Source organism: Donghicola sp. (assembly GCF_025210255.1).
GTDB classification, from domain to species: domain Bacteria; phylum Pseudomonadota; class Alphaproteobacteria; order Rhodobacterales; family Rhodobacteraceae; genus Donghicola; species Donghicola eburneus.
This window is the reverse complement of sequence record NZ_JAOARZ010000008.1, coordinates 86794-100518: the sequence shown is the minus strand read 5'-3', so window position 1 is coordinate 100518 and position 13725 is coordinate 86794. Positions and strand designations below refer to the sequence as shown.

Sequence of the window (13725 nt, the reverse complement as noted above, 5' to 3'; positions counted from 1 at the left end):
GCACACATGCGTATCATGATTGCCGATACTGATCTGGCGCGCGCGGAGCATGTAAACCGCGCGCTTCAGACAGACCCCAGACTCCGGGTTGCTGGACATTTTTCCAATCTCACCGATTGCTATCACGCTGTCGAGCACCGCCCGCCTGCCATTGTTTTGGTCTCAGCTGCGATGGCGCAGGCCATCGAATTCGAGGTGATGACCCATCTCTTTGACGCGCTTTCGGTGAAGTGGATCCTGCTAGGAACTCACCGAGATGCAGAGGTTTTCAATGCCCGTTCGCGTCCAAAGAGGCAGATTTCGTCAGTCGATCCGCACTGCGCGCCAGCGGACTTGTGCCGCAATATAATCGCCAGTGTGGTCCGATCGAATAGCGCGGCGCCTGACTTCCGGCACGCTCCGCGCTCTGGGACGTGGGATAGACTGTTCTTGATCGGCTCATCGACGGGCGGGGTCGATGCGCTCATGACAGTTTTGGGGACGATGCCCACCGATTGTCCTCCGGTCATGATCGTGCAGCACACGGGCGAAGGGTTCTCGGCAGGTCTTGCGCGTCTGCTTGATAACAATTGCCGCGCCAGTGTCCGAGAGGCACGCGATGGCGATCTGCTTGAACGTGGGACCGTCCTGCTTGCCCCATCGGGGCGACATCACATGAAGCTCGACATGACACGCGGCGCGCGCTGCAAACTAGTCGAAGGCCCTGCGGTCTCCGGCCACAGACCGTCCGTGGACGTACTGTTTCGGTCGGCGCTGCCGGTGGCGCGTCGCTGCGTTGCGACAATCCTCACCGGGATGGGACGCGACGGTGCCGAGGGACTACTGGAGCTTCGGCGCTCTGGCGCTGTGACGTTGGGGCAGAATGAGGAAACCTCGATGGTATATGGGATGCCAAAGGTTGCTTTTGACATCGGCGCTGTTGAGACCCAGCATCCCCTGAGCCAAATCGGACCGCAGATGTTGTCGTCCACACGGGGGCAAGCTGCCTGATGGCGCGGTGCATCGATTGGCCCGAGGGGATGCGCTGTACGCTCCGAACTGTGGTCTCCGGAGACACCTGCGTTACGGCCGAGGACGATCTTGTCATTTCAACGGTCCTCGGTTCGTGCGTGTCGGTCTGCTTATTTGATCCTGTCGCCCGCGTTGGTGGCGCGAACCACTATTTTCTGAGTTCAGGGCGCGGGCAAAACGCGAGCTACGGCGCTGTTGCCATGGAGCTGGTGATCAACGGCCTAATGCGGCGCGGGGCTGAAAGATCGAGGTTACGGGCCAAAGTCTTTGGTGGGGCGCTGATGAAATCAGGCTTGGGGGACATTGGGAAAGAGAACTCCAAATTCGCGCTTGAGTACCTGCAAACCGAACGAATGCCGATCGTTGCCATGGACCTTGGAGGATTTTGGGCGCGCCGGTTGCACTTTCATCCAACTTCCGGACGTGCGCGTGTGGTGCAAACCAAGCAGCCCCAACTTGTGAATGAAGCGGCTACGGTCGCTCCAAATGGCGCGACGCCGGTCGAGTTGTTTTAGTTTTGGTGCGCGTCCCAAGCGCTGACAATCTGTGCGTGGAGGGCAGGGTCGATATTGCTGCCTGACACAACTGCGATAGCGACATGACCTGCGGGAGTATCGCGCAGGGCTGCCGCGACCGCTGTACAGCCACCAAGTTCTGCCCTGATTTTGAGCTCATGCCAGAGCCAGCAGCAGGTGTTTTCCAACTCCGCGACGGAGACGCTCGTGAAACTGGCACGACCTGCGTTTCGCATAATCTTCGCGGGGAGTTTGCCCAAGGTTCGGATCGCGACACCTTCGGTCGATGGCGGTGGCGGAGACATGGGCGGCAGGTCTCCGGCGTCATCCCAAACAATACGCTGGACCCGTTCGTAGGGGCTAAGTTCAACGCCGACAACACTGTTCCCGTCGGTTTCAAAAGCGGTGACCGCACCCGAAAACAGACCTCCGCCGCCTATCGGTGCAAAAACTGTGTAGCCGGTGGTGTCGATTTCCTGTTGAATCTCCAAAAACACGGCGCGGTTGCCTGCGATAATGTCAGGATGGTCGTAACTTGGCACTAGCTGCGCGCCGCTCTCTTCTGCAAAGGTCGTTGCGCACGCCAATGCCATTTCGTAATCCCCGTTGATCAACTGGACCTCGCCGCCTGCGCGCCGGATGGCCTCTAGTTTCTTCGCCGGGGTGGATTCTGGCACCATAATGATAGCTTTAATGCCATGCGCGTGCGCCGCCATTGATAGCCCAATTGCATGATTTCCGGTTGATGCGGTCGTGACAATCCCCGATGGAATTTCGTTCACCGACAGGAAATGTGAGGGGCCTCTGATCTTGAACGACCCGCTCGGCTGCGCACCTTCGTTCTTGATCCAAAGGGTGCGGTCCTGTGGAAGTTTGGCCTCGATCAATGGGGTTCGGATCGGTGTCATGGCGTTCATGCCGAATGTCCTTGTGTAAGTTAAGCCAAACCATAGGCATTCAGAGACTTGGAAAACGGCGGATTTTTGGCCAACATTTGGTTATCTAGGGAGCGTGTGAAGGGGATGTCTCTGAGCGCAGGAGCCGCGCGAGCGATCAGTCGCTGGTTATACTGCAACCGGTAGCGCATGGCCGGCGGAGCGGAAGCTAAGAGGGTGATGATCTCGCGGTCACATCCGGGAGCCACGTAGAAATTCTTGACGAACCCATAGAAGGACGCGCCGAGCGAATAATTGCGGTAGAGTTCGAGCCCCATGAAATCCAACGTTCGATCGCGGGCACCATCGGGCAGGGTCGCGCGCCATGCGGCAAAATGCTTTTGCGGCCAAGGGAACAGGCCGAGTTTGGGCCGGTCGTGGTAAAGAAGCTGGGTTCCAATTTCGTCCGTGATCCCTGCAGCGCCATGTCGGATAAACGCCATGGCCCCGAGATTGCGCCACAACACAGCTTTGGAGATATCGGTAACATGTCCGCGAAGAACGACGCCGCCATCGGGCAGAGCTTGGGTCGCGGTTATTTCGCGGCGGGGGATTGTGTGCTCGGGGCTCTTCGTCGGGTAGGTGAAATTCACGTGGCCCCGCGCCAATGCTGCCTCGCGCAGGTAGCGGTAGACACGTCGAGGCGGCAAAGCCAGCGGCGAGTCCCAGTGCATCACGTCCAGCACGTCGCGCTCCCATCCAAGAGCTTCGCAGAGCTGCGCGGCAACCTCGGAATCCGCGAGGGCGTTCTTGGTCGTAATATGGGTGAAGACATAGTCAGGGGACAGGTTGCGCGCTGCGGCAATCGCCATCAGCACACGGCTGTCTTGTCCCCCTGTCACTGGGAGAATGGTCGGTCCTCTGACAGCGGTTAGGGCATGCATAATTTCGCCATGGCGGACGATGACCCTGTCGATCCCGGCGTCGAGTTCTTCTAGGCTGCTGCAGGTAAAACTCTGATCTTTGGGCCAAAACCTATGCATTTGCCCAGTTTCAAGATCCAAGTAGTGGTTCGGCATGAGCGCGAACACATCCTTGTCCGCCGTATGGCCAAACGCATACCGGCTGACTGTCAGTTCGGCAGGATAAGCGGTCGAAGGCTCGCTTGGCCGCGTTAAAGCCATATGGAGCGTTGATGCGATGCGACCCTGAGCACGGTTGATCAGCGCGCCCATAGATCCCGTTGGGTCGAGGTAAAGACGCTCTTGCGCGCCGTGTCGCAGTAGCGCGATATACCGACCGCCTAGGCCAGAGATATACCGCTCGAGGATCTCGATGTCCGTACTCTCGCTCAGGACGTCTTTCAATCGAGCGTTTCTCGCCAAAGTCCCGGTTGCGTCGACCGCGTGTCCCATGACGATCATCTGTATGGCTTTATCGTGCTTGTCTTTGACTTCGACCTCAGCGATCGGCATGCGAGGGCCCGACAGAAGAAACCATTTTCCGAAAGCGCGCCTTTGGTAGCGGGGTAACTCTTCTCCGGCGTCCGTCGTCAGCAAGAACTGCTGTGCAAAGGCTCTGGTAAAGTTAAGGCCGTGCTCCTCGCACAGACTAAGGGCCTGAACGCTCATACTCGATCCAAAAATGTAAATTGAAGTGTGTAGTAGCGTGCCGCGTAGGCATTCCGCGTAGCAAAGGCGCTCATTTCTACGGCGCGGGTCGATGCACACGGCTGACAAGCCATCGCATATCGGGGCGACTGGTTTCGGAGGAGCGATTGTCCTGTCTTGGATGCGGTCTCTGACAATGTGTTCTCGCAGCTGCTTACGCCGTGATGTGTAAAACCATACTTACAAGAAAATAAGATCAAAATGATATGGCAACAATAAGGTGTACGCCGCTCATGCGTCAACAAAATCGCCGAACATTATCGCAACAGAGATGTACAAGAGTGAAATTCGGAGTGCGAAATGCCGAAGGAACCTGAACACACACGCAGTGCGCCAAAACTGCTTTCGTTCCTGACAGGTCGAATGCTCCAAGTGGGTGTTCTAGGTCATTGCAAGACAAAGGGGAGATCGGCGCCAGCGGAAGGGGCGCGAGATTTCTATTGGACCAATTGAAATGCAGCGAAAATTTTGCAGGAGTCTTGCCCGAGCTCACGGTGCGCGCACATTCATGCTCAAGTAGCTGCACACGGTCAAGAGGTGCACTGAACGCAATGAAAGGGACCAATAAATGGAGTTTGGGGGGGCTGGAACGGCTTGTCGGTGTGGCCTTTGTGGAAGCGGATTGCCGGAAGCTGCAGTCGGTGCCTAAGATACGAGATATTCTGCGGATGCGGGCGGTGCCACGTATCCGGCGCGGAGCGCGTCACCGACCTTGAGCCTAAGAGCTTTTGACGCCGACTTTCACGCAAACGGCGTTCGGGTCATCCGCATCGTAGACATCGTAATCCGAGCTAAAAGCGCGATCGAGCGTGCTGGCCCAGATGCCTTGCCATGTGGAGGCGACGGTTTGCGGCTGCGGACCATGCGCGTCGAAGGTCATCATGCGCTGCGCAGGAATCTCTGCCGCGTGCAGCGCTTCTGGCACACTGTCCGCGGACACATTGGGCGTAGAGATGCGATAGCCGATTGTCATGCGGTAGGAGGCCATGAAGCCGCCGGTGTAGTCGTGGTATACGCAATAGACCATTTCTAACGCCTCAGCGTCGACTTTCGCGCGGTTATCGTCCGATCGAAAAGCATCCCACAATGCGCCGATCTTCGCGGTACCATCGTTGCGGACCACCCCGGACACCCCGATAACCGTGAACCCGTTCTCTTCGCACGTATGTGACCTATGGCTTTTCCCTCAAAGCAATGATTTGTAACTCAGATAACTTATGTCGGAGTTGGTAATGCACCTGTCTGAAACTGGCTAGTGGAGACTTCATGCCTGTCTCGCGTCGGCCATGTTGCCCGATGGCGCACGGGTGCCAGCCCGTGCCCTGGCCGAGTATCACGGGGTTAAACCAAGCTATTTTTCGAAGGCGATGCAAAAGCTTGTGGTCGTCTGACTAGTGCGCTCATTCGAGGGGCGGGCAGGCGGGTTGGCCCTTACGAAACCGGCGGAGGACATCACGGTTCTGCAGATCGTCCTGATGCTCGAAGAGGATCAGGACTTCTTTCGCTGCACCGAGTTGCGTCAGCAGGGGCCCTGCGCGGCCCCTGCCAGTCAATACCAAAAGCCCTGCAATATCGCGCGACTGATGCACCAGGCAGATGCCGAATGGCGGCGCGTGCTGGCGAAGACGTCGCTCTCGGATCTAAGGCAGTCCGTGTTGGACAACCGTGTGCCCGCTGTCACGGAGGCGACCGAAGCCTGGATTGCGGAAACAGGCGCCTTGCGGTGGGGGTAGGCGTCGATTGGCGCCGGATGCGGCGCGACGTCATCGAAACGGTCGTCCATGCGTCGTCCTGCACGGTCCGCTATCGTGGGCAGCTAACGCAATTCTTCGGCGCTCGGCCCCCATTTGATTTGGGAAACAGTGATATCGCGGTCGACCTTCGGGACGAGGCGTGCTGCGGCGACCGGCAATATGTGTCAGCAACCCGGTCTCTGGCAGCGACGGCGTTCGAGCATGGGATCAAGAAATCCGGCGGCGACAAGAGATAGATCGGGCTTGAATGTGCTTTCGCCATTGTGAGCGCAGTGGTCGGCATGACGAGGAGCGGCAGGTCACTCTTTTCAGTAGCGGGTGCGCCCTTCCGAATGAAACCGGGGCCCGTTTGGGGCCCCGGAGTTGGTCTCAGGTCTCGTCCTTCAATTCCTGGTATTCGCCGCGGAGTTGCAGGGTCACTGTCACGTCCGCATTGTCCCGATTGCGCCAGAACCAGCCGTGAGCGCCGTCGAACTGCGCGACCAGCGAACCTTCGGAGCCGCGCGCCTTCTCGTAGGTCGCATTCGCGCCATTGCCATGGCCGTGCATGTCGCAGTTCACCCGACCGCCTGTCACCGTAATGCGGTAGAACACCGTCTGGCCTTCGGTCATCGAAAGCTTCCATTCGGGGTGCTCGCCGGACTCGAGCGTGAAGCTGATCTCGTCACGCCACTCTTCGGCTACGGCGTCCTGCGCGGCGGCAGAACCCACGAAGAGCCCGAAGATGTCGTCGAGCAGAGAGGACTGTTCTTCGATACCGGCGTCCATCTGTCGGTCGGCCTCGGCTTCTGCGCCAAGTTGCTGCTTGATCTCACCCATCTCTGCCAGGCCCAGCATGCCACCCACGCCGGTTGGGTCGATGTTGTATTCGGCCGGTAGCACCACGGTCACGAGGATCGCGATGGCGGACGCGGCCGCGATGGCTGTGGATTGCAGAAGCTGCGCGCTGAAGGGCAACTCTTCGAGCGAGGGTCGTTTGGAATTGAACATGTTGTGTCTCCTATGTCTGAGAGTCAGGCGACGAAGTAGCCGGTCATCTGGTAGCCCGTGAGGATGAAGCCCATGGACATCGTCACCACATTGAAACTGTAAGCCTGGGTCATGAAGCGCTCCGAGCGGCGCTAGTAGCCCATGACGATCAGGATCACGCGAGCGCCAGGATCTGGCCGATTTCGACCCCGACATTGAAGGCCAGAAGGTTGGGAAGCAGCCCATCAGAGGTGATTTCGTATTGCAGGATCTTCGTTGCGAGACCCGTGCCGTGGAAGAAGCCGAAGATCAGCGTGGCGATCTTGGTGTTCGGCTGGACACCGAACCAGCGCTGGTATGCGCCGAGTTCGGCGAGCGTCTTGTAGACCACCGGCAGACCGATGATCGCGTCGACGATGTAGCTGTTGATCCCCCAGCCAAATCAGACGCCGAGCAGCATGGTCGACGAGTGACCGAAAGCGAAGAGACTGAGATAAATCGCCACGTCATTCATCTTGTAGAGGAAGAAGACCATGCCCAGCGGGAACAGGATGCGGGCGTAGCCGGTCACCATGTGCTTGGCGCCGAGGTAGAGGAAGGGGATGAGATGCACCCCCCAGATTTCCTGAATGTAGCCCGCGTCACCTTCTGTAACGTTGTGGGCAGCAGCCTGCGTGGCAAGGGCCAGCAGAAGGAAGGGCAGCGCGACGCGCCTGCCCGCCAGACGGGATGTCATATGATACTCCGATTGTGTCCGTGAAACTCCGATCCTGCAGGATCAGGCTCTTGGCGGACGCAATTGGCGATAGACCGGCGGGGGCTGATACCCGGTGTCGGGCGCATGCCAAAGCACGTCGACTTCGAGCGCCATGACATCGAAGTGATGCTCGGGCAGAAGGGCCACGGAATGGTCGTGGTCCATCTTCTCATGGCTGTGGCCATGCAATGCCCAGGCGATGTCTTCCTCCAACCCGTGCGAGTGGCCGTGTTCGGCAACCATCTCGGCATGATCGGACAGCACCTGGATCAGGCGGGGCACGTGCGGCGTGGGTAGGGCGGTGGCAAGGCTCAAGGTCAGCGCGCACAGAAGCGCGGTCAGACGCCCTGTCCAAGCTGTTCGTCCTGCCGTCATGCGTTATCCCGCGTGCCGCTTGCAGTATCCCCAGGGGAGGTTAGCCAACAGGTGTGATAGAACACCATCTTCACGCAAGTCACCCCAAAGTCGTATCCGGGCTGAAACGCGCTGACGGGCATCTGCGTTTGGTCGTCGCGATGATCGAGGAGGGGCGTTCCTGCCTGGATGTGGCGAAACAGATGCAAGTGGTCGAAGGCAACATTCGCAATGCCAAGCGGTCGCTGATCAACGATAACATGGCCCACTACCTCGATGGCGATCCCGACCGAGAAGAGCTGAAGACGATCTTTCGCTACCTTTGAGGACCCCATGTTCGACATCCTACGCGACCGCACCTACCGACATCTTTTCTTGGCGCAGGTCGTTGTGCGTCTGGGAACGGGCCTGGCGGTCGTTGCACTTAGCCTGCTGGCCTACGATCTCGCAGGGAACAGCGCCGCGATGGTGCTGGCACTGTCTTCACGATCAAGATGGTGGCCTGTGTCGGCATTCTCGGCGTACATAAGGTCACTCATCTTGATGAGGCGACGAGCCAGTGTCTTCGCGTTGAAGGGGAGATTTGTTCGAAGTGAAAAGACCGGAGCATATTTCTTGATGGGGTCCTGATCCTCTCTGGGCCACCATCGAGGCAGATCGGCGTGGCTTGACGCAGTGCAACGGGCAACCGACGGCGCGAAGAGTACAGCTTCGACGCATCGCAAGGTAGGGTGGGAAGCTCCGATTTCGGGCCATGTCCTGAGCCTACTGTGTAGATGGTGTGGACATCGTCATCGAGTCTAAATTGCCAGTATAAAAAAACAGGCGTTATCAGGACTTTGTAAGGATAATGGCTCCGGCGGTAGGGATCGAACCTACGACCAATTGATTAACAGTCAACTGCTCTACCGCTGAGCTACGCCGGAACACTGTAGGGCGCTGTCTAAGAAAATGAGTGCGGGACGTCCATAGGAAAAACGCGGTCGCGCCGAACTTTTTTCAGTTTGCTTCGAATTCGGCTGTCTCGGTTAAGGGGCCGATGTGTCTGGCCTTGGCTTGGTCGCAAAGTGCAATCAGGTGGGCGAGGACGTTGCGGGTCGCGGCTGGGATCAGCGCGGGCGCTATGTCGGTGTAGATACGTTTGGCCAGGTCCTCGGCAGTGCCGCTCTGGGTGGCAAGGGCTGCGATGATCTGCGCTTCGCGGGTCTTACGGTGGGCATACAATTCGGACACGCGGGCGGCAGGATCCGAGGCAGGTGCACCGTGACCGGGGTAGAAAACGCGCGCGGAGGTGCCCTTCAGCTTGTCGAGCGACGACATGAACGCCGTGAGGTCGCCATCCGGCGGCGAGATCATCGAGGTCGCCCAATCCATAACATGGTCGCCACTGAAAACACGGTCGCCTTGGGCGAAACACAGGTGATTACTTAGGTGTCCCGGGGTCCAGATCGCTTGGATGGTCATCCCCCCAAGCGTGATTTCTGCGCCATCAGAAAGTGTTTCATCAGGCGTGAAGGCGTGGTCGATCCCTTCGCCGCCGCCAAGGCCACCGGTCTGACGCAACTGCGACATTGCTTGGCTTTCGCCCGCCAGAGCTGTGCCATAGGCATAAACGGGCGCGCCGGTGTCCATACTCAGGCGCGCCGCCAAGGGCGTATGATCGAGATGGGCGTGGGTGCACAGGATCGCAACGATCTGTTCGCTCGGGCCAAGGGCCCGTAGGATCGCGTCGCGGTGCGTGCTGAGGTCGGGGCCGGGATCAATGACGCAGACTTCGCCTCGGCCCAGCAGATAGGTGTTGGTCCCGTGGAACGTCATGGGCGAGGGGTTCGGCGCCAAAATGCAGCGTACATCCTGCTCTAGAAAAACGCAGTCTCCGGCGGGAGGCGGGGTATAGGCCATCGTTCACTTTCGCAAAGCACTGTCTTTTCCGCGATTGCAACCGCGGCAGAAGCGATTAGCAATAGGGATATGTTTCTCTGGCTGAAAAAATATATGCCGCGCAGCCTCTATGGTCGGGCCGCATTGATCCTCATCCTGCCTGTTTTGACGGTGCAGCTCGTGGTGTCCGTGACATTTATTCAGCGGCACTTCGAGGATGTCACTCGTCAGCTGAGCCAAGGCTTGGCGCTCGAGGTGAACTACATCACCGACCAGATCACCGCACCCGACCGGCTGGACGCGATCGATCAGGGTCGTCCACTTGCACGGCAATTTCAGCTTCAATTCAGTGTTTTGCCCGAGGATGTGACAGGCCCGTTGCCCGAGCGGCGGCGGTTTTACGATTTTTCTGGCAGTATCGTTCAGGACGTTCTCTACCAGATGGTGCCGACAGTTCTGGCAGTGGATTTGCCCGACGACAAACGTGTCTCGCTTTATCTGGCGATGCCGGCGGGGATTGGCGTCTATAATTTTGACCGCACGAAGGTCAGCGCCTCGAACCCGCACCAACTGCTGGTTTGGACCGTGGTGGCGGGAGCCTTTATGACGCTGATCGCCTATTCGTTTTTGCGCAACCAGCTGCGCCCGATCAAGCGAATGGCTGTGGCCGCAGATGCCTTTGGCAAGGGACGGCACGTGCCGTACAAACCTACGGGTGCGGTCGAAGTTCGGGCGGCGGGCAATGCTTTCCTTGAAATGCGCGCGAGGATCGAGCGGCAGATTGAGCAGCGCACGCTGATGCTGTCGGGGGTGAGTCACGATTTGCGGACACCTCTGACGCGGCTGAAGCTCGGCCTGTCGATGATCGAAGACGAGAGCCGCGACGAATTGGTGGGGGACGTCGACGAGATGCAGCATCTGCTGGACGAGTTCCTGAGCTTTGCCAAGGGCGAGGGCGAGGGCGAGCCGGAGCTTCTGAACCCTGCCGATCTGGCGGCGGATATCGTGTCTGGTTTTGAGCGTTCTGGCCATAACGTGACCCTCTTGCCGGTCGAGGGCGAAGGGATGGCACGCCTGCGTCCTGTCGCCGTGCGCCGCGCGGTCGAGAACCTGATCGGGAACGCGGTGCGCTACGGCACCGAGGCGCACCTATCCTGCCGTATTGGCGAAAAATCCGTGCGTTTTCGGGTCGAAGATAACGGGCCGGGCATCGCGCCAGAGATGCGCGGCGAGGCGATCAAACCTTTTTCCAGGCTTGATCCCGCGCGCAACCAGAACAAGGGCAGCGGCGTGGGTCTTGGGCTGGCGATTGTAACTGACATTGCACGGGCGCACGGGGGCAGCTTGCGCCTAGACCAGAGCCCAGAATTAGGTGGGCTCATGGCCGATCTGGTGCTGCCTCGTTAGAGCGCGGCGCGCACGGCGCGGGCAATCACGATCTCTTCGTCCGTTGGGATCACGCGGACGGTGGCGCGGCCCGTGGAGATCACGCTTAGGTGCATGGCGTTCGCGGCTGGATCAAGCTGAATTCCAAGCCATTCCATGCCCTTGCACACCTCGGCACGGATGCGGGTGGAATGCTCTCCGATCCCGCCGCAGAAAACCAGCGTGTCGAGCCCCCCTAGGATCGCTGCCATTGCCCCCAGTTCCCGCCGAATGCGGAAGGTGTAATAGGCGATGGCTTGTTCGGCTTCGGGTGTGCCTGCCTCTTGGAGTGTGCGCATGTCGTTGCTGAGGCCCGAGAGGCCAAGCAGCCCGCTTTCTTTGTAGAGAAGGTTTGTAATCTGAGTGGAATCCATGCCTTCGTGGTCCATCAGATAGAGCAGCACACCGGGGTCCAATTGCCCCGACCGCGTTCCCATGGGCAGACCGTCGAGTGCTGAGAACCCCATGGTCGATCCGATGGATTGCCCGTCTAGAATGGCACACATGGACGCGCCATTGCCCAGATGCGCCACCACGGTCCGGCCGTGGGCGGCATGGTGATCAATCTCGGCCAGACGGCCGGTCACGAAATCATAGCTTAGGCCGTGAAATCCGTAACGCCGCACGCCTTGGTCATAGTACTTGCGGGGCAGGGCAAAGGTGTCATTCACCCATGGGTGATGGCGGTGAAATGCTGTGTCAAAGCAGCCGATCTGCAGTGCATCTGGAAAGGCATTCATCGCTGCGCGCACACCGGCCAGATTATGGGGCTGATGCAGCGGTGCGAGCGGTTCGAACTCTGCCAGCCGAGCCATCACCTCTGGCGTCAGTTGTTTCGGAGCGTCAAAATCGGGGCCGCCATGGACGATCCGGTGTCCGACCGCGACGATCTTGCTTCGCTTCAGGTGGATTCCGATTTCATCAAGTATACGGTTCAAAGCGCCTGCGTGGTCCACTTGGCCCACGTCCGTACGGGTCTGCTGGTTGCCGTGATTGAATTCGATCCGGCCTTCGCCTGATCCAATCCGCTCGATCTGACCGTGGGCGAGGGCGGCGCCATCCCCTGTCGGATAGACCGAGAATTTGATCGAACTGGAGCCCGCATTCAGAGTTAAGAGGACGCTCATACGGGCACCTTCCGTGCATAAAGAGCCGCCACTGCGCAAGAGGCAAGGCGTGCTTTGTCATCGTCGGATCGGGAGGTCAGGATGATCGGACAGCGGGCCCCAAGAACGATCCCGCCTGCCTCGGCCCCAGCAAGGAAAGTCAACTCCTTGGCCAGCATGTTGCCCGATTCAAGGTTCGGCGCGACAAGGATTTCGGCATGCCCTGCGACCGCGGACTTGATGCCCTTGATCCGTGCGGCAGTGATGTCGACTGCGTTGTCCATGGCCAATGGGCCGTCGACGACACCGCCACGGATCTGACCGCGATCCGCCATCTTTGACAGTATGGCGGCGTCTAGCGTCGACGGAATTTTGGGGCTCACGGTTTCGACGGCGGACAGGACGCCGACCTTTGGGACCTCGATCCCCAGCGCGATCGCCAGATCGATCGCGTTCTGGATGATGTCTACCTTGGTTTCCAGATCAGGGGCGATGTTGATGGCGGCGTCCGTTACAAACAGCAAATGATCCAGACTGGGGACATCCATCACGAATACATGGCTCAATCGGCGCCCCATACGCAGACCTGTGCCGGATTTCAGCACCGCTGACAGCAGAACATCTGTGTGGAGATGGCCCTTCATCAGAGCGTTCGCTTGGCCCTCGTGCACCAGTTTGACAGCCATGGCAGCGGCCTCGGTGTGGGAGGGTTGGTCGATGATCTGATACCCACTTAGATCCGCGCCAATCTCTGCGGCGGCGGCCTCGATCTTGGCTTGGCTACCGATCAGGATCGGGCGGATCAGCGTATGCTCGGCCCCGAGGATCGCGCCGCCAAGGCTGTTCGCCTCTTCGGGAGCAACCACGGCGGTTGGGATCGGGGGCAGGGGTTCAGCCTGTTGCAGTAGGCCATCAAAATGCACGTGGCTTTGGACGCGCAAACCAGGGATGTCATGCAGGTCATAGCTTCGCAGTTCGGTTGGCGCTATGACGACCGCTTCTCCTGTCAGGATCGTTGCACCGCCCTTGATTGCGACCGAGGTGTCAAAGCGCACGCGGTTCCCGTCCATCTTTTCTGTGAGCGTGACCGTGGCCACTAGAACGTCGCCTGCATGGGCGCGGCCCGTCCAGTTCAGAGTCTGGCTTTCGTACATTGTGCCGGGCCCTGGCAGACGGTTGCCCAGTACCGAAGAGATCAGTGCCCCGACCCAAGCCGAGGGCGCGACCGCTTCGGGGCGACCATCACCGTCGCCGTCCTCTTTGGGCAGGTGCATGGGGTTCAGGTTACCCGAGCTATGGGCAAAGACATAGAAATCGTCGGCCACGCAGAGATGCTCTGCCTCTGCCTGCATGCCGATGGTCAGCGCGTCAAAGGGCGTGTTCTTCAGAAGGGTCATAAAAGGGCCTT

12 protein-coding genes, 1 tRNA gene and 3 pseudogenes are annotated in these 13725 nt (G+C 59.1%); 6 read left to right on the top strand and 10 right to left on the bottom strand.

Annotated elements, in window-relative coordinates:
• Positions 1-6 precede the first annotated feature (6 nt).
• Together N4A58_RS01555 and N4A58_RS01550 are read left to right on the top strand one after the other, a co-directional pair.
• Entirely contained in the window at positions 7-990 is a 984-nt protein-coding gene (locus tag N4A58_RS01555; protein WP_293707282.1) for a chemotaxis protein CheB, read from the top strand.
• Positions 990-1526: a chemotaxis protein CheD gene (locus N4A58_RS01550; RefSeq protein ID WP_293707279.1), complete on the top strand. Its 537-nt coding sequence runs from the start codon at positions 990-992 to the stop codon at positions 1524-1526. The genes N4A58_RS01555 and N4A58_RS01550 overlap by 1 nt, the downstream gene beginning before the upstream one ends.
• Here N4A58_RS01550 and N4A58_RS01545 read toward each other — a convergent pair.
• From N4A58_RS01545 to N4A58_RS01535, 3 genes and pseudogenes are all read right to left on the bottom strand, one after another.
• On the bottom strand, positions 1523-2443 hold the full coding sequence (locus tag N4A58_RS01545; protein WP_293707277.1) for a threonine/serine dehydratase: 921 nt from the start codon (positions 2441-2443) through the stop codon (positions 1523-1525). The genes N4A58_RS01550 and N4A58_RS01545 overlap by 4 nt on opposite strands.
• Before the next feature lie 20 nt (positions 2444-2463).
• Entirely contained in the window at positions 2464-3876 is a 1413-nt protein-coding gene (locus tag N4A58_RS01540; protein WP_293707274.1) for a hypothetical protein, read from the bottom strand.
• 913 nt (positions 3877-4789) lie between these two features.
• A pseudogene (locus N4A58_RS01535) lies at positions 4790-5221 on the bottom strand (GyrI-like domain-containing protein); the annotation flags it as partial.
• A 244-nt stretch (positions 5222-5465) separates the two neighbouring features.
• Between N4A58_RS01535 and N4A58_RS01530 the strand changes: the two are divergent.
• On the top strand, positions 5466-5804 hold the full coding sequence (locus N4A58_RS01530) for an Rrf2 family transcriptional regulator (protein WP_293707271.1): 339 nt from the start codon (positions 5466-5468) through the stop codon (positions 5802-5804).
• A gap of 390 nt (positions 5805-6194) precedes the next feature.
• Here N4A58_RS01530 and N4A58_RS01525 read toward each other — a convergent pair whose 3' ends face one another.
• From N4A58_RS01525 to N4A58_RS01515, 3 genes and pseudogenes are all read right to left on the bottom strand, one after another.
• Complete coding sequence (locus N4A58_RS01525) at positions 6195-6815, bottom strand: transmembrane anchor protein (protein ID WP_293707268.1); 621 nt, start codon at positions 6813-6815, stop codon at positions 6195-6197.
• Between the two features lie 23 nt (positions 6816-6838).
• Positions 6839-7530, bottom strand: a pseudogene (locus N4A58_RS01520) (HupE/UreJ family protein).
• 42 nt (positions 7531-7572) lie between these two features.
• On the bottom strand, positions 7573-7926 hold the full coding sequence (locus N4A58_RS01515) for a hypothetical protein (RefSeq protein ID WP_293707265.1): 354 nt from the start codon (positions 7924-7926) through the stop codon (positions 7573-7575).
• 53 nt (positions 7927-7979) lie between these two features.
• Between N4A58_RS01515 and N4A58_RS01510 the strand changes: the two genes are divergently transcribed.
• Both N4A58_RS01510 and N4A58_RS01505 read left to right on the top strand, forming a co-directional pair.
• Positions 7980-8231 (top strand): metal-sensing transcriptional repressor, encoded by a 252-nt coding sequence (locus N4A58_RS01510; RefSeq protein WP_293707262.1) that lies wholly within the window; start codon positions 7980-7982, stop codon positions 8229-8231.
• A gap of 7 nt (positions 8232-8238) precedes the next feature.
• Positions 8239-8420: pseudogene (locus N4A58_RS01505) on the top strand (MFS transporter); the annotation flags it as partial.
• 336 nt (positions 8421-8756) lie between these two features.
• Here N4A58_RS01505 and N4A58_RS01500 read toward each other — a convergent pair.
• Positions 8757-8831: transfer RNA gene (locus N4A58_RS01500), tRNA-Asn, on the bottom strand.
• A gap of 73 nt (positions 8832-8904) precedes the next feature.
• Entirely contained in the window at positions 8905-9807 is a 903-nt protein-coding gene (locus N4A58_RS01495; protein ID WP_293707259.1) for an MBL fold metallo-hydrolase, read from the bottom strand.
• Between the two features lie 93 nt (positions 9808-9900).
• On the opposite strand from N4A58_RS01495, the gene N4A58_RS01490 reads away from it, so the two are divergent.
• Positions 9901-11193: an ATP-binding protein gene (locus tag N4A58_RS01490; protein ID WP_293707256.1), complete on the top strand. Its 1293-nt coding sequence runs from the start codon at positions 9901-9903 to the stop codon at positions 11191-11193.
• Here N4A58_RS01490 and N4A58_RS01485 read toward each other — a convergent pair.
• A complete protein-coding gene (locus N4A58_RS01485) occupies positions 11190-12338 on the bottom strand; it encodes an acetate/propionate family kinase (protein ID WP_293707254.1) in 1149 nt (382 codons plus the stop codon). The two genes, N4A58_RS01490 and N4A58_RS01485, sit on opposite strands and share 4 nt — an antisense overlap.
• Positions 12335-13714, bottom strand: coding sequence for a bifunctional enoyl-CoA hydratase/phosphate acetyltransferase (locus tag N4A58_RS01480; RefSeq protein ID WP_293707252.1), 1380 nt, complete (start codon positions 13712-13714; stop codon positions 12335-12337). The genes N4A58_RS01485 and N4A58_RS01480 overlap by 4 nt, the downstream gene beginning before the upstream one ends.
• Positions 13715-13725: the final 11 nt, after the last annotated feature.